21 protein-coding genes are annotated in these 25,375 nt (G+C 74.4%); 8 read left to right on the top strand and 13 right to left on the bottom strand.

Annotated features, from left to right (window positions below; all coding sequences use genetic code 11):
- Positions 1 to 113 precede the first annotated feature (113 nt).
- Positions 114 to 917 carry a hypothetical protein gene (locus ACIQWA_RS15960; RefSeq protein ID WP_402482674.1) on the top strand — a complete coding sequence of 268 codons (804 nt, stop codon included), beginning with the start codon at positions 114 to 116 and terminating at the stop codon, positions 915 to 917.
- 78 nt (positions 918 to 995) lie between these two features.
- Here ACIQWA_RS15960 and ACIQWA_RS15955 read toward each other — a convergent pair whose 3' ends face one another.
- Positions 996 to 1,550 carry a hypothetical protein gene (locus ACIQWA_RS15955; protein WP_402482672.1) on the bottom strand — a complete coding sequence of 185 codons (555 nt, stop codon included), beginning with the start codon at positions 1,548 to 1,550 and terminating at the stop codon, positions 996 to 998.
- Between the two features lie 189 nt (positions 1,551 to 1,739).
- Positions 1,740 to 2,729, bottom strand: a complete 990-nt coding sequence (locus ACIQWA_RS15950; RefSeq protein ID WP_402482669.1) for a DUF5937 family protein — start codon at positions 2,727 to 2,729, stop codon at positions 1,740 to 1,742.
- A 116-nt stretch (positions 2,730 to 2,845) separates the two neighbouring features.
- Between ACIQWA_RS15950 and ACIQWA_RS15945 the strand changes: the two genes are divergently transcribed.
- A complete protein-coding gene (locus ACIQWA_RS15945; RefSeq protein WP_402482666.1) occupies positions 2,846 to 3,715 on the top strand; it encodes an alpha/beta fold hydrolase in 870 nt (289 codons plus the stop codon).
- Positions 3,716 to 3,820: 105 nt separating this feature from the next.
- Here ACIQWA_RS15945 and ACIQWA_RS15940 read toward each other — a convergent pair whose 3' ends face one another.
- Positions 3,821 to 4,711 carry a LysR family transcriptional regulator gene (locus tag ACIQWA_RS15940; protein ID WP_402482664.1) on the bottom strand — a complete coding sequence of 297 codons (891 nt, stop codon included), beginning with the start codon at positions 4,709 to 4,711 and terminating at the stop codon, positions 3,821 to 3,823.
- Positions 4,712 to 4,780: 69 nt separating this feature from the next.
- Between ACIQWA_RS15940 and ACIQWA_RS15935 the strand changes: the two genes are divergently transcribed.
- The gene (locus ACIQWA_RS15935) at positions 4,781 to 5,509 is read left to right on the top strand and encodes a hypothetical protein (RefSeq protein ID WP_402482662.1); all 729 of its coding nucleotides are present in this window, start codon (positions 4,781 to 4,783) and stop codon (positions 5,507 to 5,509) included.
- Positions 5,510 to 5,555: 46 nt separating this feature from the next.
- On the opposite strand, the gene ACIQWA_RS15930 is transcribed toward ACIQWA_RS15935, so the two are convergent.
- From ACIQWA_RS15930 to ACIQWA_RS15920, 3 genes are all read right to left on the bottom strand, one after another.
- Positions 5,556 to 6,095 carry a GNAT family N-acetyltransferase gene (locus ACIQWA_RS15930; RefSeq protein WP_360234586.1) on the bottom strand — a complete coding sequence of 180 codons (540 nt, stop codon included), beginning with the start codon at positions 6,093 to 6,095 and terminating at the stop codon, positions 5,556 to 5,558.
- A 164-nt stretch (positions 6,096 to 6,259) separates the two neighbouring features.
- The gene (gene coaE / locus ACIQWA_RS15925) at positions 6,260 to 6,859 is read right to left on the bottom strand and encodes a dephospho-CoA kinase (protein ID WP_360234583.1); all 600 of its coding nucleotides are present in this window, start codon (positions 6,857 to 6,859) and stop codon (positions 6,260 to 6,262) included.
- A gap of 99 nt (positions 6,860 to 6,958) precedes the next feature.
- Complete coding sequence (locus tag ACIQWA_RS15920; protein WP_360234580.1) at positions 6,959 to 7,600, bottom strand: MBL fold metallo-hydrolase; 642 nt, start codon at positions 7,598 to 7,600, stop codon at positions 6,959 to 6,961.
- Between the two features lie 62 nt (positions 7,601 to 7,662).
- Here ACIQWA_RS15920 and ACIQWA_RS15915 point away from each other — a divergent pair, with 62 nt between their 5' ends.
- Positions 7,663 to 8,094, top strand: a complete 432-nt coding sequence (locus ACIQWA_RS15915) for a MarR family transcriptional regulator (RefSeq protein ID WP_360234577.1) — start codon at positions 7,663 to 7,665, stop codon at positions 8,092 to 8,094.
- Between the two features lie 12 nt (positions 8,095 to 8,106).
- On the opposite strand, the gene ACIQWA_RS15910 is transcribed toward ACIQWA_RS15915, so the two are convergent.
- Both ACIQWA_RS15910 and rpsA read right to left on the bottom strand, forming a co-directional pair.
- A complete protein-coding gene (locus ACIQWA_RS15910) occupies positions 8,107 to 10,338 on the bottom strand; it encodes an MMPL family transporter (RefSeq protein ID WP_402482658.1) in 2,232 nt (743 codons plus the stop codon).
- Positions 10,339 to 10,593: 255 nt separating this feature from the next.
- Positions 10,594 to 12,084: a 30S ribosomal protein S1 gene (rpsA, locus tag ACIQWA_RS15905; RefSeq protein ID WP_329928268.1), complete on the bottom strand. Its 1,491-nt coding sequence runs from the start codon at positions 12,082 to 12,084 to the stop codon at positions 10,594 to 10,596.
- A gap of 414 nt (positions 12,085 to 12,498) precedes the next feature.
- Here rpsA and ACIQWA_RS15900 point away from each other — a divergent pair, with 414 nt between their 5' ends.
- The gene (locus tag ACIQWA_RS15900; protein ID WP_360234571.1) at positions 12,499 to 13,395 is read left to right on the top strand and encodes a class I SAM-dependent methyltransferase; all 897 of its coding nucleotides are present in this window, start codon (positions 12,499 to 12,501) and stop codon (positions 13,393 to 13,395) included.
- Positions 13,396 to 13,400: 5 nt separating this feature from the next.
- A complete protein-coding gene (gene hrpB, locus ACIQWA_RS15895; RefSeq protein ID WP_402482653.1) occupies positions 13,401 to 15,911 on the top strand; it encodes an ATP-dependent helicase HrpB in 2,511 nt (836 codons plus the stop codon).
- A 77-nt stretch (positions 15,912 to 15,988) separates the two neighbouring features.
- Here hrpB and ACIQWA_RS15890 read toward each other — a convergent pair whose 3' ends face one another.
- Together ACIQWA_RS15890 and ACIQWA_RS15885 are read right to left on the bottom strand one after the other, a co-directional pair.
- A complete protein-coding gene (locus tag ACIQWA_RS15890) occupies positions 15,989 to 16,165 on the bottom strand; it encodes a hypothetical protein (RefSeq protein ID WP_402482650.1) in 177 nt (58 codons plus the stop codon).
- Positions 16,166 to 16,297: 132 nt separating this feature from the next.
- Positions 16,298 to 17,089, bottom strand: coding sequence for an alpha/beta hydrolase (locus ACIQWA_RS15885; RefSeq protein WP_402482647.1), 792 nt, complete (start codon positions 17,087 to 17,089; stop codon positions 16,298 to 16,300).
- Between the two features lie 374 nt (positions 17,090 to 17,463).
- On the opposite strand from ACIQWA_RS15885, the gene ACIQWA_RS15880 reads away from it, so the two are divergent.
- Together ACIQWA_RS15880 and ACIQWA_RS15875 are read left to right on the top strand one after the other, a co-directional pair.
- Positions 17,464 to 18,105, top strand: a complete 642-nt coding sequence (locus ACIQWA_RS15880) for a dihydrofolate reductase family protein (protein WP_402482644.1) — start codon at positions 17,464 to 17,466, stop codon at positions 18,103 to 18,105.
- 4 nt (positions 18,106 to 18,109) lie between these two features.
- Complete coding sequence (locus ACIQWA_RS15875; RefSeq protein WP_402482641.1) at positions 18,110 to 18,985, top strand: alpha/beta fold hydrolase; 876 nt, start codon at positions 18,110 to 18,112, stop codon at positions 18,983 to 18,985.
- A gap of 131 nt (positions 18,986 to 19,116) precedes the next feature.
- Here ACIQWA_RS15875 and ACIQWA_RS15870 read toward each other — a convergent pair whose 3' ends face one another.
- The 3 genes from ACIQWA_RS15870 to ACIQWA_RS15860 are packed head-to-tail and all read right to left on the bottom strand — an operon-like array spanning position 19,117 to position 25,222.
- A complete protein-coding gene (locus tag ACIQWA_RS15870) occupies positions 19,117 to 20,082 on the bottom strand; it encodes an MsnO8 family LLM class oxidoreductase (protein ID WP_402482638.1) in 966 nt (321 codons plus the stop codon).
- Positions 20,082 to 22,016 (bottom strand): ABC transporter ATP-binding protein, encoded by a 1,935-nt coding sequence (locus ACIQWA_RS15865; RefSeq protein ID WP_402482635.1) that lies wholly within the window; start codon positions 22,014 to 22,016, stop codon positions 20,082 to 20,084. The genes ACIQWA_RS15870 and ACIQWA_RS15865 overlap by 1 nt, the downstream gene beginning before the upstream one ends.
- Positions 22,013 to 25,222, bottom strand: coding sequence for a lantibiotic dehydratase (locus tag ACIQWA_RS15860; RefSeq protein WP_402482633.1), 3,210 nt, complete (start codon positions 25,220 to 25,222; stop codon positions 22,013 to 22,015). Before ACIQWA_RS15860 ends, ACIQWA_RS15865 begins: the two co-directional genes overlap by 4 nt.
- Positions 25,223 to 25,375: the final 153 nt, after the last annotated feature.

Here is a 25,375-nt window from a genome sequence, read left to right as displayed (position 1 = left end):
CAGCCATGCCGAGTGCCCGCGCTCACGGGTCGGCCGGGCGGCGGAGTCGGGCGGCCGACGCGCCGCCGGCCCCGGCCCCGCTCCACGACACCGGACACCCGAGGGATCGTCACGTGCGCAGCAGCACCCGCCTGGTCACCGTCACCGCCGCCGCCCTGCTCTGCGCGGGCGCCCTGAGCGCCTGCGGACCGGACAACGGCGGCCAGGACGGCGGCCGCAGCGCCGCCCCGGCGGCGCCGACCAGCGCGGCGCCCGCCACCGGCACGACCCAGCCCGGCGGCACCGCCAAGCCCACCGCCGGCGCCGACCAGGGCAAGGGCGTCCCGGCCAAGGCCTGGGCGGACACCAAGAGCATCCCGATGGACGAGACCTACCACTTCGCCCCGCTGGCGGCCAACGCCAAGCCGGTCACCGGGCCGATCGGCTTCAAGGGCATGGAGCTGTGCCACGCCGCGCCGCCCAAGGGCGACGAGTACATGTACACCGACGGCGCGGCGCGGGCCAAGGCCGCCGTCGGCTTCGGCGGGGACCGCTGGACGGCCCAGCAGACCGTGGACTTCTGGGGCGACCCGACCCACAGCAGCGGCAACGCCCAGACCGCCAACGCGATCAGGCGCGGTCTGGTCGAGGCCGTGACGAACTGCGCCCGGACGGCGCCGGGCGCCACGGTCAAGGTGACCAGCGCGGCCGACGCGCCCTACTTCGCCGCCACCGTCACGGCCCCGCAGCCCGACGGCTCCACCGCCACCCTGCACGAGTACGTCGTGCTGGGCGGCGGGGCGGTCACCGAGCTGTCCGTCTGGGCGACCGCCAAGGGCGGCGCCCAGCCCAAGGACGCCTGGAAGGCGCCCGAGGACAAGTACGTCGCCACCGGCATGACGGCCCCGCTCTGCGAGGCCTTCTCCGGGTGCAACTGACGTACCGACAGACCGCCGCCAGGCCCGTCCGGCACAGGGGACCGGACGGACCTGGCGGCTTCCTTCAACCCCCCGGGGTCACAGCCCCAGGCGGCTGAGCGCGGTGGTCCAGTCACTGGCGATCGCGCTGCGGGCGGCGTCCAGGGTCACCTTGTGGCCGCACACCGCGTTCTTCAATCTGGTCTCGACCGAGTCCTTGCTCTGCGCGGGCTCGGTGCCGTAGCGCGGCTCGGGCCACAGGTTGCGCGGGTCGCGCGGGTCGCCGCCGAGCTCCAGCGGGACGAAGTGGTCCTCCTCGTAGTCCGAGAGGTTGGTGTCCGAGTAGCCGTACTGGGCGATCTGCTGGGTCTTCAACGCGTTGGTGTAGCTGGTCGGCGGGCGCACGGTGGCGGTCCAGCCGGAGACGCAGATCGTCTGGCCGATGGTGGCCTGGGTGACCGCCGGGTTGTACGCGCCGGGGGTGCAGGACGGGTCGGGCAGCGGCAGGTACGCCTGCGAACAACTGGCGGCCGTGGCACCGGACTTGCCCGGCTTGTGGGCGGCCGTGGCGGCCTGCGCGGTGCCGGTGGCGAGCCCGGCGGCGGCGAGGGCGATCACCGCGGCGACGACGGTGGGACGCTGACGGAGCATCATGGGGGAAGCTCTCCCGGTCCGGCCCGGCCGTTCGCCGGGCGACTGTGCCCATGACAGCACCGCCCGCGCGACGACCGTCAGGTGCGGGACGTGAACGAGTGGTGTCCACCCCCTCCACATCCGGGCCCGGCCCCGCCCCGCCCCGGGCAGTCGGACCCGTCCGCCCGCCCCCGGCGGGGGCTCCGGCCCTCAGCCCCCGGGCCCCGGCGGAACGGCGCCCGCCTCCCCCACCAGCACCGCCCCCAGCGCCGTCCGCAGGTGCAGCGCGTTGCGCCCGCTCCGCCGGGTGGCCACCAGCCCCGCGCCGCGCAGCGCGCCGAGGTGCTGGGAGACGGCACTCGGGGTGACGCCGAGCCGCTCGGCGAGCTGCGGGGTGCTCGACGGCTCGCCGAGCACGGCGAGCAGCTCCGCGCGGGTGCGCCCCAGCACGGCGGCCAGCCCGGCGGAGGACGGTCGGGGTTCCTCCCACAACAGGCCGACGCCGGCCGCCGGGTAGCGGATCGAGGCGGCGGCGCGCGGGGAGTGGTCGACGATCACGTCCGGCCAGCCGAAGACCGACGGCAGCAGCGCCAGGCCGTGCCCGCCCGCCTCGACCGTCCACACCGACCCGGTACGGCGACGGCCGTGCACCAGCAACTCGCCCTCCCGCCAGACGACATCACCGTGCAGCTCGGCGAACAGCCCCTCCACCCCGCGGTCCACCAGGGTCACCGCCCGGCGGCCCAGGTCCGCCTCCAGCAGGGCCCGCATCCGCCCCCAGTGCGGGGCGACCAGCGCGCCGTGGAAGCGCTCCAAGGCATCGGCGACCCGGCTCAACAGCTCTTCGGCGCCCGGCAGTTCACGCGCCCGGGCAGCACCCAGCGCGGCGGCGCACTCGGCCGCCGCGTACGCCGGGTCGGTCGCCCGCAGCCCGGTCAGTTCGGCCTCGAAGGAGGGCAGCCGCGACTCCGGCACCGGGAACAGGAAGGACGGCAGGCACCCCGCCAACAGGGCGCGCAGCAGCGGCAGTTCGGGCTCCCGGGCGAGCACCGGCCGGGCCCCGCGCACCCACCCCCGGTGCACGTCGTGCCCGCCGACCCCGAGCGTCAGCCGCAGCCCGAGCACCGTCTCGGCCAGCGGCGAGACCGCGAACCGCACCCGGGCGACCTCCGCCGCCGACAGCCGGATCTCCACCGCCACGCGGCCACCGCCCCTCGATCGTCCTCGCTTGTTCAGTCGTCGAACGTTCGGTCCTCGACCGTTCAGTCCTGGCTGAACGATAGCCGTGCGGGCACCGGCCCTCCAGGCTGTCCGCCATGGAGTTCCTCACCTCGTACGACGGCACCGACCTGGCCTTCCGCACCCTGGGCGACGGCCCGCCGCTGCTCTGCCTCCCCGGCGGCCCCGGCCGCGCGGCCGAGTACCTCGGCGACCTCGGCGGCCTGAGCGCCCACCGCACCCTGATCCTGCCCGACACCCGGGGCACCGGCGCCTCCGGGACGCCCGCCGACCCGACGACCTTCCGGGTCGACCGCCTGGTCGCCGACGTCGAGGCACTGCGCCGCCACCTCGGCCTGGACCGGATCGACCTGCTCGGCCACTCCGCCGGCGGCGCCCTCGCCATGCTCTACGCGGCCGCCCACCCCGACCGCCTGACCAGCCTCACCCTGCTCACCCCCTCCTTCGCCGCCGTCGGCCTGCCCTCCGACACCGGCGCGCGGGAGGTGATCGCCGCCCGGGCGGGCGAGCCCTGGCACGCCGAGGCCGTCGCCGCGTACGACGGCATGCGGTCCGCCACCACCTTCGCCGAGGCCGCCCGGCACCGCTTCGCCTTCGAGCCGCTGATGTACGGCCGCTGGGACGCCGCGGCCCGCGCCCACGCCGCCGCCGACCCGGCCCAGCGCTCCCTGCCGGTCAGCGAGCACTACTACGCCGGCTACACCCCCGACACCGAGGGGCTGCGCCGCCGACTGGCCGCGCTCAGCTGCCCGGTGCTGCTGCTCGCCGGGGAGGTGGACCTGTGGCCCACCGCGGCCTCGGCCACCGCGGCGGCGTCGCTCTTCCCGGACGTCACCCTCACCGTCCAGCCGGGCGCGGGCCACTACCCGTGGCTGGACGACCCGGCGGCGCTCACCGGCACGGTCGCGGACTTCCTCGCCCGCAGCGCCGCACGGACCGCGGCCTGACCTCAGCCCGACCGCGCGCCCGACCTCAGCCTGACCCCGCGCCCGACCTCAGCCCGACCACACGCCTGGCCTCGGCCTGACCTCAGCCCCGCCCCGCGCCTGCCCTCACCCCGCCAGCAGCCGCGCCAGCAGTGCCGCCGGCCCCTCCGGCAGGCTGCCGTGGAGGAGTTCGGTGCGGTGCACCAGCCGGGGCGCGGCGACCAGGGCGTACGCGACCTCGGGCGTCCGGGCGAGGACGGACGCGGGCAGCAGGGTGAGTCCGTGCCCGGCGGCGACCAGCGCGAGCAGCCCGTACAGGTCGGTGCCGCGGTAGCGGGTGGCGGACCGGAAGCCGTCGGTACCGGCGGCGGCGCGCAGCCGGGCCGCCGTGGGCGTGAGGTCGGGGGCGTCCAGCCAGCGGGCGGCGGACAGGTCGGCGAGGGCGAGGCCGGGGCGGCCGGCCAGCGGGTGCCCGAGCGGCAGGGCGACGGCGAGCGGCTGTTCGTCGACCGCGACGGTGGTCAGCGGGCCGACCTCGGGCAGCGGCAGCGGGTCGCTGGGCGCGGCCAGGCCGTCGATCAGCGCGAGGTCGACCTCGCCGGTGGCGACCTGGGCGGGCAGCACGCCCTGGGCGAGCACCTGGACGACGGGTTCCACCTGCGGGAACACCCGGCGCACTTCGCCGAGCGCACGCCCCAGGGCCGCTCCGACCGCCAGTGGGGTGGCACCGAGCACCAGCCGGGCACTCGGGGCGTCGGCCAGGCGCGCGACATCGGCGCGCGCCGCCTCCAGCCGGACCAGCAGCGGGGCGGCGTGCTCCAGCAGCCGCCGGCCGGCCGCGGTCGGGGCGACCGGGCGGCGGCCCAGCAGGGCGGTGCCGAGGTCGGCCTCCAGCGCGGCGATCTGCTGGGACACCGCGGACTGGGTGTAGCCGAGGTCCCGGGCCGCCTCGGAGAAGGAGGCGAGCCGGGCGACGGTGACGAAGGTGCGGAGCTGCTGCGGATCCACTGCGGTCATCAACCGATCTGATCGGGGTGTAAGAAATCATCGTTGGCGCTGATCTGGGTGCGGCGCCAGGATAGCCCCATGACCTACCTGACCCCCCGGATCGCCCTGGTCGGCGACCGCTCCCCCGCCGTCCGCTCGCACGCCCGCATCCCCGGCCTGCTCGCCTCCCTCGCCGAACGCGAGCAACTGGTCCTGGACGCCTACTGGATCCCCACCGAGGACGCCGGGGCCCCGGGCGCGCTCGACGGCTTCGACGCCGTCTGGCTGCTGCCCGGGAGCCCGTACCGCAGCGAGGAGGGCGCCCTGGCCGCGATCCGGACCGCCCGCGAGAACGGCATCCCCTTCCTCGGCACCTGCGCCGGGTTCCAGCACGCGGTGCTGGAGTTCGCCCGCAACGTCTGCGGCATCACCGGAGCCGTCCACGGCGAACAGGACCCGGACCTCGACCAGCAGGTGATCGTCCCGCTCAGCTGCTCCCTGGTCGGCCACGAGGGCGCCGTCGCGATCACCCCCGGCACCCTCGCCGAGCGCGCCCTGGGCGCCACCGGCACCCAGGAGCGCTACCACTGCAACTACGGCCTCAACGCCGACTACCTGGACCGGCTGCGCGCCCACGGGCTGCGTTTCAGCGGCGCGGACGCGTCCGGCGAGGTCCGCATCCTCGAACTGCCGGAGCACCCGTTCTTCCTGGCCTCGCTGTTCCAGCCCGAGCTGTCCGGCGACGGCACCCGGGCGCACCCGATGATCCGCGCCCTGGCTCAGGCGGCCGTCGCCCGCGCGGCACGCACCGAAGCGACGCCCGCCTGAGCCCGCCCGAGCCCGCCCGAGCCCGGTGGCCCCGGCTGATCGGCCCTCACATCGGCAGCGACCGCAGCCGTACCGGCCCCTCCGGCCACCCGGCGCCCTCCGCCAGCGGCCGCCACATGGTGCGCAGCGGCATGACCGCGAGCCGCCCCTCCGGCTGCTCGACCGTCACCTCCTCGGCCACCTCCCGGAAGCCGAGCCCCCGGTAGAAGGCCGCCAGCGGCGGGCGGCAGAACAGCAGTGCGTACCGGAAGCCGAGCGCGCGCCCGTGGTCCACGGCGGCGCCGACCACGGCGTGCGCCAGGCCCTCGCCGCGCCGTTCGGGGGCGACGCAGACGCCGCCGACGCCGATCGCGTCCAGGTCGGTGCCGCCGACGGTGAGCGGGACCGGGAGCAGCCCGGTGTGGGCGACGAGCCGGCCGTCGGCGGCCCGGATGCCGAAGTGCACGTCCTTGGGCCGGAAGGTGAGCCCGGTGTAGGCGACGCCGTACGGGTCCTCGCCGGGGCCGAGGATCTGGTCCTGTTCGGCGCGGGAGTAGCTCTCCAAGCGCTCGACGGTCAGTGGTTCAGCGGAGAATCGATCATCCATCACTCCATGCTCCGTTCCCCGCGGACCGGCCTCCAAGTCCCCTCCGGCCCACCGGATCGGTCACATGATCGGACGGCGGCACCCGCGGGTACCGGGGCGTGGAAACCGGCCCCTCGTGCGCCGCCGGCCAACCCACCGAACCGGCCGACCCACCGGAGGCGGCTCTAGGCCGCGGCCCGCTCCACCAGCTCCGCCCACACCTCGTCGACCCGCGCCGCCAGCGCCTCCAGCGGCCCGCCGTTGTCGATCACCAGGTCGGCGGCCGCCAGCCGGTCCGCCCGCGAGGCCTGGGCGGCCATCCGGGCCCGGGCCTCCTCCTCGGCCATCCCGCGCAGCCGCACCAGCCGGTCCAGCCGCACCTCGTCGTCCGCGTCGATCACCACGACCAGGTCGAACAGCGACGCCAGCCCGTTCTCGACGAGCAGCGGCACGTCGTGCACCACCACCGCGTCCGGCGCGGCCGCCGCCTCCAGTTCGGCGGAGCGGGCCCGCACCAGCGGGTGGACGATCGCGTTCAGCGCCCGCAGCCTCTCCGGGTCGGCGAACACGACCGCCCCGAGGGCCGGCCGGTCCAGCGTGCCGTCCTCCCGCAGCACCTGCGGGCCGAACTCGGCGACCACGGCCGCCAGGCCGTCCGTCCCGGGGGCGACCACCTCGCGGGCGATCAGGTCGGAGTCCACGATCACCGCGCCGTGCGCGGCGAACAGCCGGGACACCTCGCTCTTGCCCGCGCCGATCCCGCCGGTCAGTCCGATCTTCAGCATGGCGTCAGGCTACCGGCGCGGCTACGGACGCGGCAGCCCGGGCCCGAAGCCCCGGCCTCGGGCCCGAGGCCGGGCCCGAGGCGTCAGGCCGTCGGACCGTCAGCCCAGCTCCAGGCTCTCGCCGTCGCCCAGCACGGTCAGTTCCGCACCGGCGCCCGGCCCGTCCGGCCCGAGCAGCCGGGTGGCGATCATGTGCCCGATCGGGCTGAGCGTCGCCTCGTGCACCGGCACCGCCACCCGGGGGCCCGCCTCCCGGACGTAGTCGACCACCTCGCCGGCCTTGCTCCACGGCGCCGCGAGCGGCAGCAGCAGGGTGTCCACGGCGTGCGGCGGCACGGTGAAGGCGTCGCCGGGGTGGAACAGCCGGCCGTCGAGGAGGAAGCCGATGTTCTTCACCAGCGGGATGTCCCGGTGGATCTCGGCGTGCCACTCGCCGTGGACGGAGACCCCGACCCCGCCGATCTCGAAGGCGTCCCCCTCGCCGACGACGGTGATCCGCTGGCCGACGCCGTCCAGCTGGGCGGCGACCTCGCGGTTGGCCCACACCCGCAGTGCCGGGTCGGCCTCCAGCGCGGCGCGCAGCCGGGACGGCTCGAAGTGGTCCATGTGCTCGTGGGTGATCAGGACGGCGTCGGCCCCGGCCAGGGCGGCGGGGTCGGTGAAGGCTCCGGGGTCGATGACGAGCGTGGTCCCGTCCTGCTCGACGCGTACACAGGCGTGTCCGAACTTGGTGATTCGCATGGAAGAAACCATACAGCACGGCTGTACAGTCTTGCTGCACATCTTCCGGATAGACTTCCCCCATGCCCAGCAACGCCCCGCACCCGGACACCCTGGATCTCGCCGCCGACCTGCGCGCCGCCCTCGGCAGCCTGGTCCGCACCCTGCGCGACAGCGACGAGCTCCCGCCCAACCAGGCGGCCGTGCTCGGCCTGCTGGTCCGCGACGAACGCTCCTACACCGTCGCCGAACTCGCCGACCTCCGCCGGGTGCGCCACCAGTCGATGGCCCGCACCGTCGCCCTGATGTCCGAGGCCGGCCTGGTCGCCCAGCAACCCCACCCCACCGACGGCCGCAAGCAGCTGATCGCCGTCACCGAGGCCGGCCGCACCGCCCTGCTCGACCAGCGCGCCCGCCGCGAGCACCACATCGCCACCGCCATCGAGTCCCGCCTCAGCACCACCGAGCGCGAGCAGCTGCGCACCGCCGTCGGCCTGCTGAACCGCCTCGCGTGAACCCGGAAGGCCTCAGGCCTTCACCAGGTCCGGCGCCGCGGGCACGGCAGGCCCTCCGGCCGCCGGCCGCTGCGCCGGGAGGACCGCCGGCTCGATCTCCGGCAGGTCCACGTGCTCGCTCAGCCCGAACCGCCGGTGCAGCCGCCGCAGCGGTGCGGGCGCCCACCAGTTGAACTCGCCGAACAGGCTCATCGCGGCCGGCACCAGCAGGCAGCGCACCAGGGTGGCGTCCACCGCGACGGCCACGGCCAGCGCGATGCCCATCTGCTTGACCATGAGCATGTCCCCGAGCGCGAAGCCCGCGAAGACGATCACCATCAGCAGCGCCGCCGAGGTGATGATCCGACCGCTGCGCTGGACGCCCAGCTCCACCGCCCGGACGCAGCCGTGCCCGCGGTCGGTCAGCTCCTTGATCCGGGCGAGCAGGAACACCTCGTAGTCCATCGACAGCCCGAAGGCGAAGGCGAAGACCAGCACCGGGATGAAGGTCTCCAGCCCGCCCGTCGAGCTGAACCCGAGCAGCCCGCTCAACCAGCCGTCCTGGAACACCAGGGTCAGCGCGCCGAGCGAGGCACCCAGCGACAGCAGGTTCATCAGCAGCGCCTTGACCGGCATCACCACCGAGCCGGTCATCAGGAACAGCAGCACCAGCGTCCCGGCCGCGACCAGGCCCAGCGCCCACGGCCCGCGCGCCAGCAGCTCGTCCTGGAAGTCCACCACCGAGGCCGCACCGCCGGTGACGTAGGTCTTCAACCCGCCCCGGTCGGCCCGCAGCTCGTCCACCACCTGCTTGGCCGTGGCACCCTGCGGGTCCCCGTGCACCAGCACGTCGACCGTCGAGACCGCCCCGCTCACCGGCGTCACCGCCCGGACCCCGCTGACGCCCGACAGCTTGGCCACCACCTCGTCCGCGTACGCCTGCGCCACCGGCGCCCCGCCCTCGACCACCACCGTGATCGGCGCGGCCGCGATCTGCGGAAAGCGCTGGTCGATCGCCTCCGCGACCTGCCGGCCGGCCGAGGAGGCGGGCAGCACGGCGGCGCCGGAACTGCGCATGTCGGCGTGCAGGAACGGCGCCCCGGCCGCCATCAGCACGCCCACGCAGGCGAGGGTGACCAGCACGGCCCGCTTGCGGACCCGGCGCACGGTACGACTGAAGAAGCCCTCGTCCGGAACGGGCGCGCTCGGTGTCCTGATCCGGCCGCCGGCGAAGCCGAGCAGCGCGGGGATCAGGGTGAGCGCGGCGGCGACCGCGATCACCACCACACTGACCCCGGCGGCGGCGACCGCGCCCAGCACCGGGCTGGTGAAGACGAACAGACCGGCCAGCGCGACGGCCACGGTCAGTCCGGAGAAGGCGACGGTACGTCCGGCGGTCGCGGCGGTGCGTTCGACCGCGGCGGCGATGCCCGCGCCGTGGCCGCGCTCCTCGCGGAAACGATTCACCATCAGCAGCGCGTAGTCGATCGAGAGCCCGAGCCCCAGCACGGTGGCGATCGGCAGCACGCTGGTGTCGATGTCCATGATCCGGCTGAACCCGAACATGGCCAGCAGCGCCCCGCCCACCGAGGCGACGGCACCGATCACCGGCAGTGCGGCGGCGGCCAGGCCGCCGAACACCAGCACCATGACGACCAGGGTCAACGGCAGGGTCACCATCTCGCCGAAGCGGGTGTCCTGCTCGGTCTGCTTCTTGACCTCCTGCTGGAGGACGAGGTCCCCGCCGACGGTCACGTGCGCCCCGCCCGCGCCGTTCAGGGCGGCCAGCCGATGGGTGGCCGCGTCGGTCTGCGCGGAGGTCGCGGTGTCGGCCATCCGTACGCTGACCAGGCCGGCCCTGCCGTCGGCGGCCCGCAGCGCGGCCGCGCCCGGGCCGGAGCCGTACGGGTCCTGGGCGCCGGCGACCCCGGGCAGGGCGGCGATCTCGGCGGTGGCCTTCTGCACCGCGGCCCGGACGCCCGGGTCGTCCACCGGCCTGCCGTCCACCACCGCGGTCAGCGTCCCCTTGACCGGGTCGGCCGCGGCGACCACCGCACTGCCCCGGTCCGCCTCGGCGGACGCGGAGGAGGCCCCGGCCACCGAGCCCTCGAACACCCGGCCGCCGATCAGCACCCCGACGACGAGGACCACGGCCCAGAAGCCGAGCACCCAGCGACGGTGGCGGAAACAGAACCGGCCGATCGCGGCGAGCCGGCCACCGACCACGGCGGTGGGGACGGCGGAGGAGGGGTTGCGCATGCGCATGAAGGAGCCTTTCGGGCAGCTCCACTCAATGTAGGTGCAACCCGAACTCCGGCCTATAGCAGGGCAATGAGCCTCATCTCACATTTCCCTTCACATAAACCACACATAAGTCAAACCGGAAAACGAAGGCCCGGGAGGACGCGCGAAACGGGTGGAGAACACAACACCGTCGGCCGGAAACGCGAAACGGGCCCCACCCGGAGTGATCCGGATGGGGCCCGTTCCCTAGCTGTCAGCTAGCGGGGGGCGAGAGCCTCAGCTCTGGCCGCCGGCCAGCTTCTCGCGCAGGGCGGCCAGGGCCTCGTCGGAGGCCAGGGCGCCCGAGCCCTCGTCGCTGCTGGACGAGTACGAGCCACCGGCAGCGGCTGCGACGGCGTCGCCACCCTCGGCAGCGGCCTCGGCGTCGGCCTCGCGGCTCTTGATGACCTGGGCCTGGTGCTGCTCGAAGCGGGTCTGCGCCTCGGCGTACTGGCGCTCCCACTCCTCACGCTGCTTCTCGAAGCCGGGCAGCCAGTCGTTCGCCTCGGGGTCGAAGCCCTCCGGGTAGATGTAGTTGCCCTGGTCGTCGTACGAGGCGGCCATGCCGTACAGGGTCGGGTCGAACTCGACCTCGGCCGGGTTGGCACCCAGGGCCTCGTTGGCCTGCTTGAGCGACAGGCTGATGCGACGACGCTCGAGGTCGATGTCGATGACCTTGACGAAGATCTCGTCGCCGACCTGAACGACCTGCTCCGGGATCTCGACGTGGCGCTCGGCCAGCTCGGAGATGTGGACCAGGCCCTCGATGCCCTCGTCCACGCGGACGAACGCACCGAACGGAACCAGCTTGGTGACCTTACCCGGAACGACCTGGCCGATCTGGTGGGTACGGGCGAACTGCTGCCACGGGTCCTCCTGGGTCGCCTTCAGCGACAGGGAGACGCGCTCGCGGTCCATGTCAACGTCGAGAACCTCGACGGTGACCTCCTGGCCGACCTCGACAACCTCGGACGGGTGGTCGATGTGCTTCCAGGACAGCTCGGAGACGTGCACCAGGCCGTCGACGCCACCCAGGTCCACGAAGGCACCGAAGTTGACGATCGAGGAGACGACGCCGGAGCGCACCTGACCCTTCTGGAGGGTGGTGAGGAAGGTCTGGCGGACCTCGCTCTGGGTCTGCTCCAGCCAGGCACGGCGGGACAGGACCACGTTGTTGCGGTTCTTGTCCAGCTCGATGATCTTGGCCTCGAGCTCCTTGCCCACGTAGGGCTGAAGGTCGCGGACGCGGCGCATCTCGACCAGCGAGGCGGGGAGGAAGCCCCGGAGGCCGATGTCGAGGATGAGACCACCCTTGACGACCTCGATGACGGTACCGGTGACGATGCCGTCCTCTTCCTTGATCTTCTCGATCGTGCCCCAGGCACGCTCGTACTGAGCGCGCTTCTTGGACAGGATGAGACGACCCTCCTTGTCCTCCTTCTGGAGAACCAGGGCCTCGATGTTGTCACCGACGGCGACGACCTCGTGCGGGTCAACGTCGTGCTTGATCGAGAGCTCGCGGGACGGGATGACGCCCTCGGTCTTGTAACCGATGTCGAGGAGGACCTCGTCACGGTCGACCTTCACGATGACGCCCTCGACGATGTCGCCATCGTTGAAGTACTTGATGGTCTCGTCGATGGCGGCGAGGAACGCCTCCGCGTCGCCGATGTCGTTGACCGCGACCTGCGGGGTGGTGCTGAGGGAGGAGTCGGTGGGGCTCGTCATTAGGAAAAGGGCTCCGGTACGGACATGAAAGTCGTAGGTAATGCCACGCGGAGGGCCCGTATCGCTCCCACCGAAAGCCGGACAGCCAAGAACACGGCACACCGGAAATCCCGTGAACAACGAGAAATCGGCGTCCGTCTTGCGACCGTGGGGTCTTCGACAGATGCGAGCGCGACCTGCTCCGTCCGAGGCGCGCAGGCCCGCAGCGCAACTTGTAGCATACGGGGACGGCCAGGCACGGTCAACGCCAGAAGAGGCAAGACGGTGGAGCCTGGTACGGATCAGGCCATATCCTCCGATCGCGCACCTCGCGGTGACGCCCGAAGGGGCCCTTCCCCGGATGCCACCGCCAGGACCCGGCCCCGATGGGGTCGTTTCGCAGCAGCGGCGCTTCCGCACTCCATACCCTACGCGATGGGCATTGTCACCGTGGCCACCACCCCCCAGTCCTCCCTTCACGATCTTGACACCTCTCCCGCAGGGGCCGACGGAATCGACGAGTTCGAGGAGGAGGACGGCGACGACGCGGTCCGGCGCGAGGCCGGGGCCGGCGAGAGCAGCCGGGCCAGCCGGCACTGGTGGGACCGCAACGCCGACGAGTACCAGGACGAGCACGGCGAGTTCCTCGGCGACGACCGCTTCACCTGGTGCCCCGAGGGCCTGGACGAGGCCGACGCCCGTCTGCTCGGCGACGTGGCCGGCCGGGACGTGCTGGAGATCGGCGCCGGCGCCGCCCAGTGCTCCCGCTGGCTGGCCGCCCGCGGCGCCCGCCCGGTCGCCCTCGACATCTCCTACCGCCAGCTCCAGCACTCCCGCCGGATCGACCTCGGCCGGGGCGTGGAGCCCGTGGCCGTCGTCCAGGCCGACGCCGCCGTCCTGCCCTTCGCGGACGCCTCCTTCGACCTCGCCTGCTCCGCCTACGGCGCCGTCCCGTTCAGCGCCGACACCGAGCAGCTGATGCGCGAGGTGCACCGGGTGCTGCGGCCCGGCGGGCGCTGGGTGTTCTCGGTGACCCACCCGATCCGCTGGGCCTTCCCCGACGAGCCCGGCGTCGAGGGCCTGACCGCGGTGTCCTCCTACTTCGACCGCACCCCGTACGTCGAACAGGACGAGAACGGCCACGCCACCTACGTCGAGCACCACCGCACCCTGGGCGACCGGGTCCGCGAACTCGTCGCCGCCGGCTTCCGGCTGGTCGACCTGGTCGAGCCCGAGTGGCCGGCCGGACTGGAGCAGGAGTGGGGCGGCTGGTCCCCGCTGCGCGGGCGGCTGATCCCCGGCACGGCGATCTTCGTCACCGAGCGGGGCTGAGGCCCGTGAACCCCGCGTGGCGCGAACTCCCGGTCCGTACCGCCCTCCCCGCGCTGCACGAGGCCCTGGACGGGGGCGGCACGGCCGTCCTCGCCGCCCCGCCCGGCACCGGGAAGACGACCTTGGTGCCGCTCGCGCTGGCCGGGCTGCTCGCCGACGGCCGGCCGGTGCGCCGGGTGCTGGTCGCCGAACCGCGCCGGCTCGCCGTCCGGGCCGCCGCCCGGCGGATGGCCTGGCTGCTCGGCTCGTCCGTGGGACGCGAGGTCGGCTACACCGTGCGCGGGGACCGGCGCGTCGGCGCCGACACCGTGGTCGAGGTGGTCACCACCGGGGTGCTGCTGCAACGGCTCCAGCGCGACCAGGAGTTGCCCGGGGTGGACGTGGTCGTCCTGGACGAGTGCCACGAACGGCACCTGGACGCCGACACCGCGCTCGCCTTCCTGCTCGACGTCCGGGCGGCGCTGCGGCCCGAACTGCGGCTGGTCTGCGCCTCGGCCACCTCCGACACCGAGGCCTGGGCCGAACTCCTCGGCGGCGCACCGGTGGTGGCTGCGCACGGGGTGTCCCACCCGGTGGACGTGGTGTGGGCGCCGCCGCCGCGCGCCGTCCGGCCCGCGCACGGGACCCGGGTCGATCCGGCGCTGCTCGACCATGTCGCGGCCGTGGTGCGGCGGGCGCTCGGCGAGCAGGACGGGGACGTGCTCTGCTTCCTGCCCGGGGTCGGCGAGATCGCCCGGGTCGCCGGGCAGTTGAGCGGCGTTCCGGCCGACGTGCTCCAGCTCCACGGCCGCGCCCCGCAGGCCGTCCAGGACGCCGCGCTGACCCCCTCGCAGGGGCGTCGGGTCGTCCTCGCCACCGCTGTCGCCGAGTCCTCGCTCACCGTGCCCGGCGTGCGGGTCGTGGTCGACGCCGGACTCGCCCGCGAGCCGCGCACCGACCACGCGCGGGGGCTGGCCGGGCTGGTCACCGTACGGGCCTCGCTCGCCGCGGCCCGCCAACGCGCGGGCCGCGCCGGGCGCGAGGCCCCCGGCACCGTCTACCGCTGCTGGAACGAAGCCGAGGACGCCCTCGCCGCCCGCTTCCCCACCCCCGAGATCGCCCTCGCCGACCTCACCACCTTCGCTCTCCAGGCCGCCTGCTGGGGCGACCCGGACGCCACCGGGCTCGCCCTGCCCGACGCCCCGCCCGCCGGGGCGATGGCCGCCGCCCGGCAGACCCTGACCGCCCTCGGCGCGGTCTCCCCCGACGGCCGGGCCACGGATCGCGGCGTCCGGCTCGCCCGTACGGGGCTGCACCCGCGGCTGGGCCGCGCGCTGGTCGACGGGGCGGCGGCCGTCGGCGCGCGGCGGGCCGCCGAGGTGGTCGCCCTGCTCTCCGAGGAACCGCCGCGTGCGCTCGGGGACGACCTCGGCGCGGTGTGGCGGGCGGTGAGGGACTCCCGGGACCCGTACGCGGGCCGCTGGCGCGACGAAGTCCGCCGCTTGCTGCGCGCCACCTCCGACGAACCCGCGACCGCCCTGCCCGACGCCACCGCCGTCGGCCTCGTCGTCGCCCTCGCCTTCCCCGAGCGCATCGCCCGCGCCCGGGTCGAACGGCCCGCCCCCGGCGAGCGCAGCCCGTACCTGATGGCCTCCGGCACGGCCGCCGAACTCGCCCCCGGCACCGCCCTGGGCGCCCTCCCCTGGCTCGCCGTCGCCGTCGCCGACCGCCCGGCGGGCTCGCACTCCGCCCGGGTGCTGCACGCTGCGGCACTGGACGAGTCCACCGCGCTCCAGGCCGGCGCTTCGCTCGTCACGGCCCGCGAGGAGGTCCACTGGGACACCCGCCGAGGCGAAGTCGTCTCCCGCCGGGTCGAATCCCTCGGCGCCGTCGAACTCGCCGAGAAGCCGCTCAACCGCCCCGACCCGGCACTCGTCCGGGGCGCCCTGGTGGAAGGCCTCGCCCGCGAAGGCGTGAGCGAGCTGCTGACCTTCACCTCCGGGCTCCGCGAACGCCTCGCCTTCCTCCACACCGCCCTCGGCGACCCCTGGCCCGACGTCTCCGACGAGGCGCTGCTCGACCGCGCCGACGAATGGCTGGAACCCGAACTCTCCCGCGCCCGCCGCCGCGCCGACCTGGCGAGGATCGACACCACGGCCGCCCTCCAACGCCTCCTCCCCTGGGCCACCGGCGAAGCGGGCCGCCTGGACGAACTCGCACCGGAACGCATCACCGTCCCGTCCGGCTCGCGGATACGGGTGGACTACGGCACCGAACGCCCCGTCCTGGCAGTCAAGTTGCAGGAGCTCTTCGGCTGGACCACGACCCCCGCCCTGGCCGCCGGCCGCGTCCCGCTGACCATCCACCTGCTCTCCCCCGCCGGCCGCCCGGCCGCCGTCACCGGCGACCTGGCGTCCTTCTGGCGCGACGGCTACCGTGCCGTCCGCGCCGAGCTACGAGGCCGCTATCCGCGCCACCCCTGGCCCGAGGACCCCACCACGGCCGAGCCCACCCGGCGTACCAAGCCGCGGAACTGACAGCCGCCCGGCGCGGCGTCGGCGCCCCCCGGCGGCAGGTCACCACCCTACGGAGCCACCGACCCGGGCGGGTGCGGTCAGTCGCGCGGGCCCGGCCGGATCGCGGAGAAGAGGACGAACGCCAGGACCACGGTGGTGAGGAGGATCAGGAACTGCCGGAAGCCCTCGGAGCTGGCGGGCAGCCATCCCTGGATCAGCCCGACCAGCAGCACGATGTCGAGCACCACCGCAACTACGTACCCTGGTCGCTTCATTGTCGACCTCCCTCCCCACTTCCCGTTCGCACCGTACCCGATCGGGCCGCTCCCCGGGAGGCCCGCCCGGAGCGCAGGAAGTCGGCCCCGCCGACTTTCTGCGCCGGGCGCCATGCGCCGCGACCGGGGTGGTCAGACCTGCGGGGTGGGGGCGGTGGGGCGGCCGAGGTGTCGGGCGAAGAAGCGGGCCGCGCTGTCGGCCTCGAAGCGGGGAAGGTCCTTGTGCCTGCCGGAGTTCACGTGCAGGGACTTCTCCTTCGAGGCGAAGGCGTCGAACAGCGCGAGGCCCTCCTCGCGCGTGATGTGCTCGTCGTCCCACTGGAGGTCGAACTCGACCGGGACGGTGATCCGCCTCGCCTGCTCGGCCAGGGTGTCCGGCCAGTGCTGGCCGAACACGGCGGCGGAGATCCTGGGTTCGCCCGCCACGAAGGGGATGCCGATCGCGGTGCCCATGTTGATGCCCCAGAAGCCGACCGGCCCGTCGGCGCCGATCTCCGGGAGCTCCTGGAGGGCGTCCAGCAGTGCCCGGTACTCGGGTACGGCCTGCTCCGCCAGGTGGTCGTTGTAGCGCACGACGATCGGGCCCTCCGGCTCGCCCGCCGCCCGGGCCGCGTACAGGGCGGCGATCTCCGCCTCGTCGTGTGCCGTGCGCGGCCGGTCGCCGTGGCCGGGCGCGTCGATGACGGCGACGTGGAAGCCGCAGCCGGCCACCAGGAGTCGGGCGCGGCCGGACATCGCCGGGTGCTTCTTGTGGTTGCCGCCGCCGTGGGCCATCAGGACCAGGGGCGCGGGGTCGGCCGCGCCGGAGGCCGGGGACCAGAGGACACCGGGGACGCCGGGGGCCCCAGGGCCGGTGCCCAGGGTGAAGTCGCGCTCGAGGATGCCGTTCGAGGACGACTGAGCGGTGAAGTGTGCAGAGTGCATGAGGTGTTGCCTTTCGGGAGTGCCTGGCTGTCGAGGCGCTCCCGGCGACACCTACGTCAATCGCCCGGCCGTGACGAGCGGGGGAGCACCCATATGGGTCCGGCGGTCATGGGTCTCACCTCCTCGGGCGGTTGCACGGTCGCTTGGAAGCTACCAGCCCCGGCGATCATCCCCCAACCCCTTTTTCCGCCCGTCCGCACCGGAGGTCGGCCCGGCCGACTTCCGGTGCCGTACGGGCTACCGCCGGACGGGGTGGTCGGCGGGTCCGGAAACCGGGTGTCGGCGCGGCGATGAGTTTTCCGGCGCCGACCGGTCTACATCTCGACGGGACCGACCGGTCCCTCCGACCGACCCAGCTCATCGGGAGTGCAGACATGGGCCTCATCCAGATCGAACTGTTCGCGACCCTCGACCTCGTCGGGCAGGCGCCCGGCGGCCCCGACGAGGACCCGGAGGGGTTCCCGTACGGCGGCTGGCAGGCGCCCCTGCTGAACGAGGTCACCGGGGCGCAGATCCTCGCCGCCTACCAGGGCACGGACGCGCTGCTGCTCGGCCGGCGCACCTACGACCTCTTCGCCTCCTACTGGCCGCACCAGAAGGAGGGCGAGATCGCCGAGCTGTTCAACCGCGTCCCGAAGTACGTGGCCTCCCGGGGCACGACCGACCTCCCGTGGGCCGACTCCACCCGGCTGGGCCCCGACCTGGCGGGCGCGGTGCGCGAACTCCGCGACCGGCACGAGAACGTGAAGGTCGTCGGGAGCCTGAACCTGGTGCAGAGCCTCCTGCGCGAGAAGCTCTTCGACCGCCTCGACCTGTGGGTGCACCCGATCGTGCTCGGCGTCGGGAAGAAGGTCTTCGAGGAGGGCGCGGTGCCCACGAACCTCACGCTCCTCGAACCCCCGGCGGCCGGCCCGCAGGGCACCGTCTACCTGCGGTACGGGCTCGCCGAGGGCACGCCCAGGACGGGCGACATGAGCCTGCCCGACCGCGGTCTCGGGGACGACGGGGCCCGGTGACCCGATGACCGCCGTCCACGCCACCGTCCACACCGCCGTCCACGCCAACGGGGTGGTCTCGGGCACCGAGTCCTTCGGTGCCGCCGACGCGCCGCTCGTCCTGCTCGTGGGCGGGCCGACGATGCTGTCCTGGCCCGACGCGCTCTGCGCGCGCCTCGCGGCCGGCGGGCGCCGGGTGGTGCGCTACGACCTGCGCGACAGCGGGGCGTCGACGACGGTGGATCCGCAGGCCCCCGCCTACACCCTGCGTGACCTCGCCGCCGACGCCGCCGCCCTGGCCGGCGCGCTCGGCGGCGGGAGGCCCGCGCACCTCGCGGGGATCGGTGTCGGCGGGATGGTCGCCCAGGTGGCCGCGCTCGACCACCCGGGGGCGTTCTGCGCCCTCACCCTGGTCGGCACCCGCGCGGTCGCCCCCGGCCCGCCCGACGACGACCTCCCCGGCCACGACCCGGCGACGATGAGCCGGCTGTTCGCCCGTCCGGCGCCGGACTGGAGCAGCCGCACGGCGGTGGCGGAGTTCGCCGCCGCCGGCGCGGAGATCCTCGGCAACGACCCCGGCACCGCACGCGCGACCGCCGCGCGCATCTGGGACCGTACGCCCGGCACCGCTCCCCCGGTCCACCTGGCCAACCAGCTGGGCCTGGTGTTCTCCCGGCTCGACTGCGCACCCCGCTGGCGCGAGCGCCTGCCCGGGATCCGGGTCCCCACGCTCGTCGTCCACGGCCGCCGCGACCCGTTCTTCCCCGTCGGCAACGGTGAGGCGCTCGCCCGCGAGATCCCCGGCGCTCGGCTGCTCGTCCTCCCGGAGGCCGCCACCGCGATCCCGGACGCGGCGGTCGGCGAGGTCGCCGGGGCGATGCTCGCGCTGGGACCGGGGTGAGGCGGGGTCGGTGGGCACACCGGGTGAGCCCGGAACCCACCGGCCCCGACCACCCGGCCCACCCACTGCCCACCCCTCGCCCCGTCCCTCGCCCCACCCCTCGCCCCGCCTGAGCGGCACTCGGGCCTCGGTCACGACCTCGCGGCGGCCGGAGCGGCCGGAACCATGGCGCGGAGCAGCTCGAAGGTGCGGATCCGGAGGCCGAGGTCGGGGCAGAGCGTGGTGATCGCGAGCTCGTCGGGCGCGTAGGCGGCGGTCAGGGCGGCGAGCCGCTCGGACACCTCGGCGGGGGCCCCGGCGAGTACGGACAGGTCGGCCGGTTCCTCCGCGGGCAACGACCCGCTGGCCGCCAGGGCGTGGAGTTCGTCCCAGGAGGGAAGGGTCCGGCGGCCCGTCGAGGTGGCGCCGAGGGCGAGGCCGGCGCGCATCAGCCGGACGTCCCCCGGGTCGTCCGCGCAGGCCACCCGGACCGCGACGGCGACGCGCGGGAGTACCCCGAACGGGCCTGGGCGGAAGTTCTCCCGGTACAGCTCGACGAGGTCCGGCCGCAGGTCGCCGTGGGCGAACTGCGCCAGGCAGAACGGCAGTCCGTAATGGGCGGCGAGGTGTGCCCCGCCCGCTCCGGAGCCGGTCAGCCACAGCTGCGGCGGGGTGGAGTCGGGCAGCAGGTCCGTCTCCGCGGTGAGATGGGCCAGCAGCTGTGCGATCTTCTCGTGGTACGGCGCCTCGCCCTCCCGTGCGAGCAGCCGGGTGACCCGCTCGGCCGCACCGGGCCCGCGGCCGATGCCGAGGTCGATCCGCCCGGGATGGAGCCGTTCCAGCAGGTTGAAGGTGGTCGCCACCTTCAACGGCGCGTAGTGGGGCAGCAGGACCGAGGCGGTGCCGACCCGGATGGTGCCGGTCGCGGCCGCGGCGGCGGCGACCAGGATCTCGGGCGAGCCGCAGCCGCTGGTCGTGCCGTGGTGCTCGGCGACCCAGAACCGGTGGTAGCCCAGGCGCTCGGCCGCCACGGCGAGTTGGACCGACTCCCGGGCGGCGCCGGCCGGGCCGGTGCCGCCGTAGACCAGCACCTGGTCGAACGCGGTGAGTTTCATCATCAGGCTCCTGTTCCCGCCCTCGTCCCGGCCCTCGTCCCGACCTTCGCCCCGACCCTCGCCCCGGCCTTCGCCCCGGCCTTCGCCCCGGCCTTCGCCCCGGCCTTCGCCCCGGCCTTCGACGCGGGTTCGTGGCCGGCGGTCTGCGCCTCGTACATCTCCGCGTACAGGCCGCCGAGGCTCATCAGTTCCTGGTGGTCGCCGTCCTCGACGAGCCGGCCCCGGTCGAAGACCAGCACCCGGTCCGCGCGCAGCACGGAGGAGAAGCGGTGGGCGATCATCAGCGAGACCTGGCCGGCCGAGGTCGCGGTCAACGTGTCGAGCAGTTCGGCCTCGGTGATGGGGTCGAGCGCGGCGGTCGGCTCGTCCATGACCCGTACGCTGGCGGACCGCACCGCGCTGCGGGCGATGGCCAGTCGCTGCCACTGGCCGCCGGAGAACTCCACGCCTCCGGCGAACAGCTTCCCCGCCTGTGTCCGGTAGCCCTGGGGCAGGGCGGTGATGTGCTCGTGCATCCCGACCTCGCGGGCCGCGGCCTCGACCCGGGCGGTCGACCGGTCGGCCTCGTGCGCCATGCCGAGCGAGATGTTCTCGCCCACCGAGAGCTGGTACTCGACGTAGTTCTGGAACACGTAGGAGACCCGGTCGCGCAGGCTGTCCAGCCGGTAGTCGGTGAGCGGGACGCCGTCGACCAGGATCGAGCCCCCGGTCGGTTCGTAGAGGCGGCCGATGAGCTTGCCGAGGGTGGACTTCCCCGCGCCGTTCAGGCCGACCACGGCCGTCACCTGGCCCGGTTTCAAAGTGAAGGAGACGTTGTCCAGGGCGAGCCGCTCGCCGCCGGGGTAGCTGAACGAGACGTTGCGGAACTCGACTCCTCCCGCGATTTCCTCAGGGAACGTCAACTCCCCCTCGGCCGAGGCTTCCTGCTCGATCGCGAGGAACTCCTGCACGTTGCGCAGGTAGAGCTGGTTGACGTACATCCCGGACACCGCGCCGAAAAGCTGTTGCATGCTGCCCTGCAACATGCCGATCGCCTGGATCACGGCCAGCAGACCGGCTAGGTGCCGGGTGTCGCCGCTGCCGGCCACGATCGCCGTGGCCTGCGCGGCGATCGTCAGCAGCGCGGTCAGGACGACCATCGGGACGGCCAGGGCGAAGTTCCGGTTCGCCATCCGCAGGTCCGCGCCGACGATCCTGGTCAGCAGCCGCCGGTGGTTGGTGAGCACCACCGGGCCGAGCCGGAAGGCCAGCACCTCCTTCATCGAGTTCGGCTGCGAGGCCAGGTGCTGCCAGTAGTTGATCCGCCGCCGCTCCTCGGACCGGCCGTGCTCCAGCGCGTGCGCACGGCGGCCTTGCAGGATCTGCGCGACCACCGTGGGGAACGGCGCGATCACGGCCAGCAGCGCGACCCGGGGGTCCAGGGTCCACAGGATCGCGCCGACCGAGCCGAAGGTGACCACCGGGGTGGCTGCCTGCACCAGTTGGGAGAGCATCATGCCCGGCCGGAACGCCACCTCCCGGACGGCCCGCTGCAACGAGTCCTGCACGCCCGCGTCCTCCACCTGGGAGAGCGTGAAGCGACTCGCACGGCTGACGATCTCGTCGGCCAGGTGGGCCGAGAGCCGGCTCTGGCAGCGCTGCATGGCCCGGTTCTGCAGCAGCGTCAGCAGCTGCGAGCCGAGGCCGAGCAGCGCCAGCACGACCAGGTAGAACAGGACGCCGCCCACCTGCGGGTGCCCGCCCTCGGCCGCGCTGAGCAGGGCCGCGGCGAACGCCGCCGTGGTCTTGACCTGCCAGGCCGGCAGGAGGCCGACCACCAGCGAGATCAGCAGCACCTGTGCCGTTCCCGAGCGGTCGCAGCGCCAGGACTGGCCCAACACGGTCAGCACCGGACGCAGCGCGGCCACCGGCCGCCGGAACCAGGAACGCGGGCTCACCTGGCCTTCCCCTCCGGCGAGCCCCCGGCCGTGGCGGCCCGGTCGAGCAGCCGCCGCCACATGCCGTAGGCGGCGTCCTCGTGCTCGCGCAGCAGGCCCATCCGGTTGCAGTGCATGTGGAACAGGCTGCGCAGGACGGACTCCCGGTCCGACCAGAGTTCGCCGGCCTCGGCGGCCTTCGCGACCCCGGCGGCGAATCCGGCTCCCTCCAGGCACCAGGCGGCGTCCACCCGCTCCAGCACCGCGGCCTCGCCACCGGGCGCGGTGAGGCCCTGCCAGAGCCGGCGGGCGACGGCCCGGTACTCCGTGGCACCGGCCTGCGGCCCGGCCATGGACCGCACCAGGGCGTGCCGTTCGGCGAAGTCGGGGACCAGCACCCGCCCGACGGCTTCGAGGCTGAGCGCGGTGAGGGCGTTGCGCTCCAGCGGGACCTCGCCCGCCCGCACGGGCTCGGCGAGGTGCCGCAACAGGGCCAGGGTCGCGGTGCTGTCCAGGCAGAACAGCTCCTCGGCCCGGTCGATCAGGTCGGGGCCGCCGTAGCGCTCGATCTCGCGGCGGTAGGTCGCGAACTCGACGTCCGCGATCCGGCCCTCGACGGCCAGGTCGTGCGCCCACCGGGCGACCTCGCCCAGCAGTTCGGCGCCCCCGGCCGGGTCCGCGGCCCGGTAGCGCAACCGCAGGTGCGGGGCGGGATCGCCGTACCGGAGGTAGAACATGTGCCGGGTCAGGCCGCGTTCGGCCAGCGAGCGCGTCAGCGCCGTCACCTGGTCCAGCAGGAGGGCGTCCTGTGCCTCGTTCTCCACGTACAGCTTGGCGAAGACCCACGGCCCGCCGGCCGGGCGGAGCCGCTCGGCCTCGGTGATCCGCCGACGGGTGACGGCCGCCGCCCGGGGCGCCCGGGCCCGCTGCCCGGACAGTACGGGGACCACGACCTCCGCGACGTAGGGGGCGCCGTCCGTGTCGCGCAGGAAACCCTCCTCGGGGCCGGGCAGCGCCTCCTCGATCCGCAGCGCGAAGGACGCCGCGTTCCGGGCGGCGGCCAGCCGCAGCTCCGCCAGCGAGGGCTCGCTCTCCAGGTCCAGCAGGATCGTGTTGTCGCCGTGGGTCAGGAAGACCAGGCGCGGGACGCTCCACTGCTCGCGCCAGGCCGCGACGGCCGCGGTGAAGGCCGCCGCCGAACCGGTGCAGCCGGCCGGCACGTCGGTGGCGCGCAGCAGCCAGCACGCGCGCCTGAGCACCAGGTCGTGCCGGACGACCCTGGGCAGGAACGGCATGACGGTGGCCAGTCCGCCCCAGTCGAACGAAGGGACCTCCTGGAAGGCCGCCGAGGAGACGTCCAGCAGGAAGCGGGCGACGTTCGGCGCCATCAGCGGGTTGAGCATGGTGTGTTGGGTGACGTGCAGGTCGCGTCCGAGGGCGGGGCTGTGCAGGTACAGCCGGCCCTCCCGGACGCCGACGACCACGTCGTCCAGCGCGATCACCTCCCCCGTGCCCCGCCCCGGTGCCACGTTGACCGGCAGTTCCAGCCTCCGTACCGCGGGCCGGACCGAGACGTTCGCGGCCCGCGCCTTCTCCGGCAGGTAGGTCAGCTCGACCACCTCGACCCCGGGCAGTGCCGCCGCCTCCGCCTCGGCCAGCTCCCGCAGCCCGGCCTGCTCCTCGGCGCCCAGCAGGTCGTGGAACCGGGCGAAGGTGCGCCCGCCGTTCGCCATCGCGGTGACCACCCCGCGCCAGCGCGAACCCGGTGCCGTCGGCGGCGCCAGCTGCAGGTGGACGTCGACCGCGGGCCTCGGCGGCCGGTCGTCCGAACCGTGCCCGAGCTCGGCCATCCACCGCTCGTCGAGGACCGCCTCCACGCTGCCGCGGCTGAGCGCGTCGGCGACGAGCCGGTGCAGCACCGCGTCCCGTTCCTCCATGCTCCGGTCACGCCTGGTCGCCGGCTGCAACTCGAAGGTGCGCGGCGGATTCCGATAGCTGTTCGGCGCACCGAGGCCGGTCTCCTCGGAGAGCGCCTCCAGGACCGGGACCTCGGCCTGCGCGCCGTAGCGCTCGCTGAACGCCAGCGCGTAGTCGCTCAGCTGCGACGGGTACCGCTGGCCGGCGCCCAAGGTGGCCAGGATCTCGGCGGCGTCCTCCGCCAGCGCCCGGACCTCGGCGGGCAGCACCGGCGGGGAGACCAGGTTCAGCCGGGCGTCGACCCTCAGCAGGGGCCCGTCGTAGTCCTCGCTCACCCGCCGCGCCTGTGGGGCGATCCGCTCCTGGAGCGCCTCCAGACCCCGTGGGTCGCCGGCCGAGTTGAACTCGGCCACCGCCTCCTCGACGGCCGTCAGCGCGGTGGCCGCGTCGCCGTCGTGGACACCCGCCAGCTGGGCCGACAGCGACGGCCGGCCCGGCCCCTCCAGCAGGGCCGGCCGGTGCGCGGTGATCAGGAACGCCAACTCGACCAGCTGGTCCAGGAGCACGGTGACCTTCTCCACCGGAACCGTCGGGTACCGCCGCGCCAGTTGCTCCCGCAGCTCGCCGAAGGTCTGCGGGGTGCGCGCCGCCTCCAGGACGAACTGGACGGCCGGGGACCAGCGGACGGACACCGAGCGTCGCGATCCCCCGCCGTAGGCGTCGGCCGTGGACAGCCAGGCCCGTCCCCGGCCGCGGTGGATCAGGTCGTTGGCGCGCAGCTCCAGCTCGGGCCGCAGCCGCGGCGCGTCGGCGGCCGCCCGGAACAGGTGCAGCACCCAGCCCATGTCCGGCCTGGCCACCGCCGTGCCGATCGCGGGAACGCCGAGCCGGGTGGCCTCGGTGTCCGACTCCGGCCCCGGGAACGTGCCGACCGCGACGCCCGCCACCGTGCCCAGCGGGGTCGCCCGCATGCTCATCCGGTTCAGGTACCGGCCCAGGCTCATCATCGCCCGCCGCCGGTCCCGGGCCGGGAGCCGGTCGATCCCTGTCACCGCCCGGGCCAGGTCCGGTGCCGCCAGCGAGATCGCCGAGCGGACCTCGGGCCTCTCCCACAGCTCCAGCAGGCCCTGGAGGTAGCGGTCCTCCCAGGTGGCGGCGTGCGCGCCCGCCGGACCCGTCCCGGGGGCCAGCAGGTCCGTCAGCGCCCGGGTCGGCAGAGCGGGCGCGCGGAGCAGGAAGAAGTCCCGGGCGACGTAGCTGCGGCTTCTCCCGGACTTCCGGTCGCTGGTCTCGGCGTTCCGACGGGTCACACTCGTTCCTTAGCTCTGCTGTCGACGCTGGTACGGGACAAGGCGGTTCGGCGCGGGCGCCCGGGGCGGTTCGGCGCGGGCGCCCCGGGGCGGTCCGGCGCGGGCGCCCCGGGGCGGTCCGGCGCGCCCGGGCTTCGCGGCCTCCGGCCGCGG

Source organism: Kitasatospora sp. NPDC098652, assembly GCF_044760155.1.
In the GTDB taxonomy this organism is placed as follows: Bacteria; Actinomycetota; Actinomycetes; order Streptomycetales; family Streptomycetaceae; genus Kitasatospora.
This window is presented reverse-complemented; position numbering and strand designations above follow the sequence as displayed.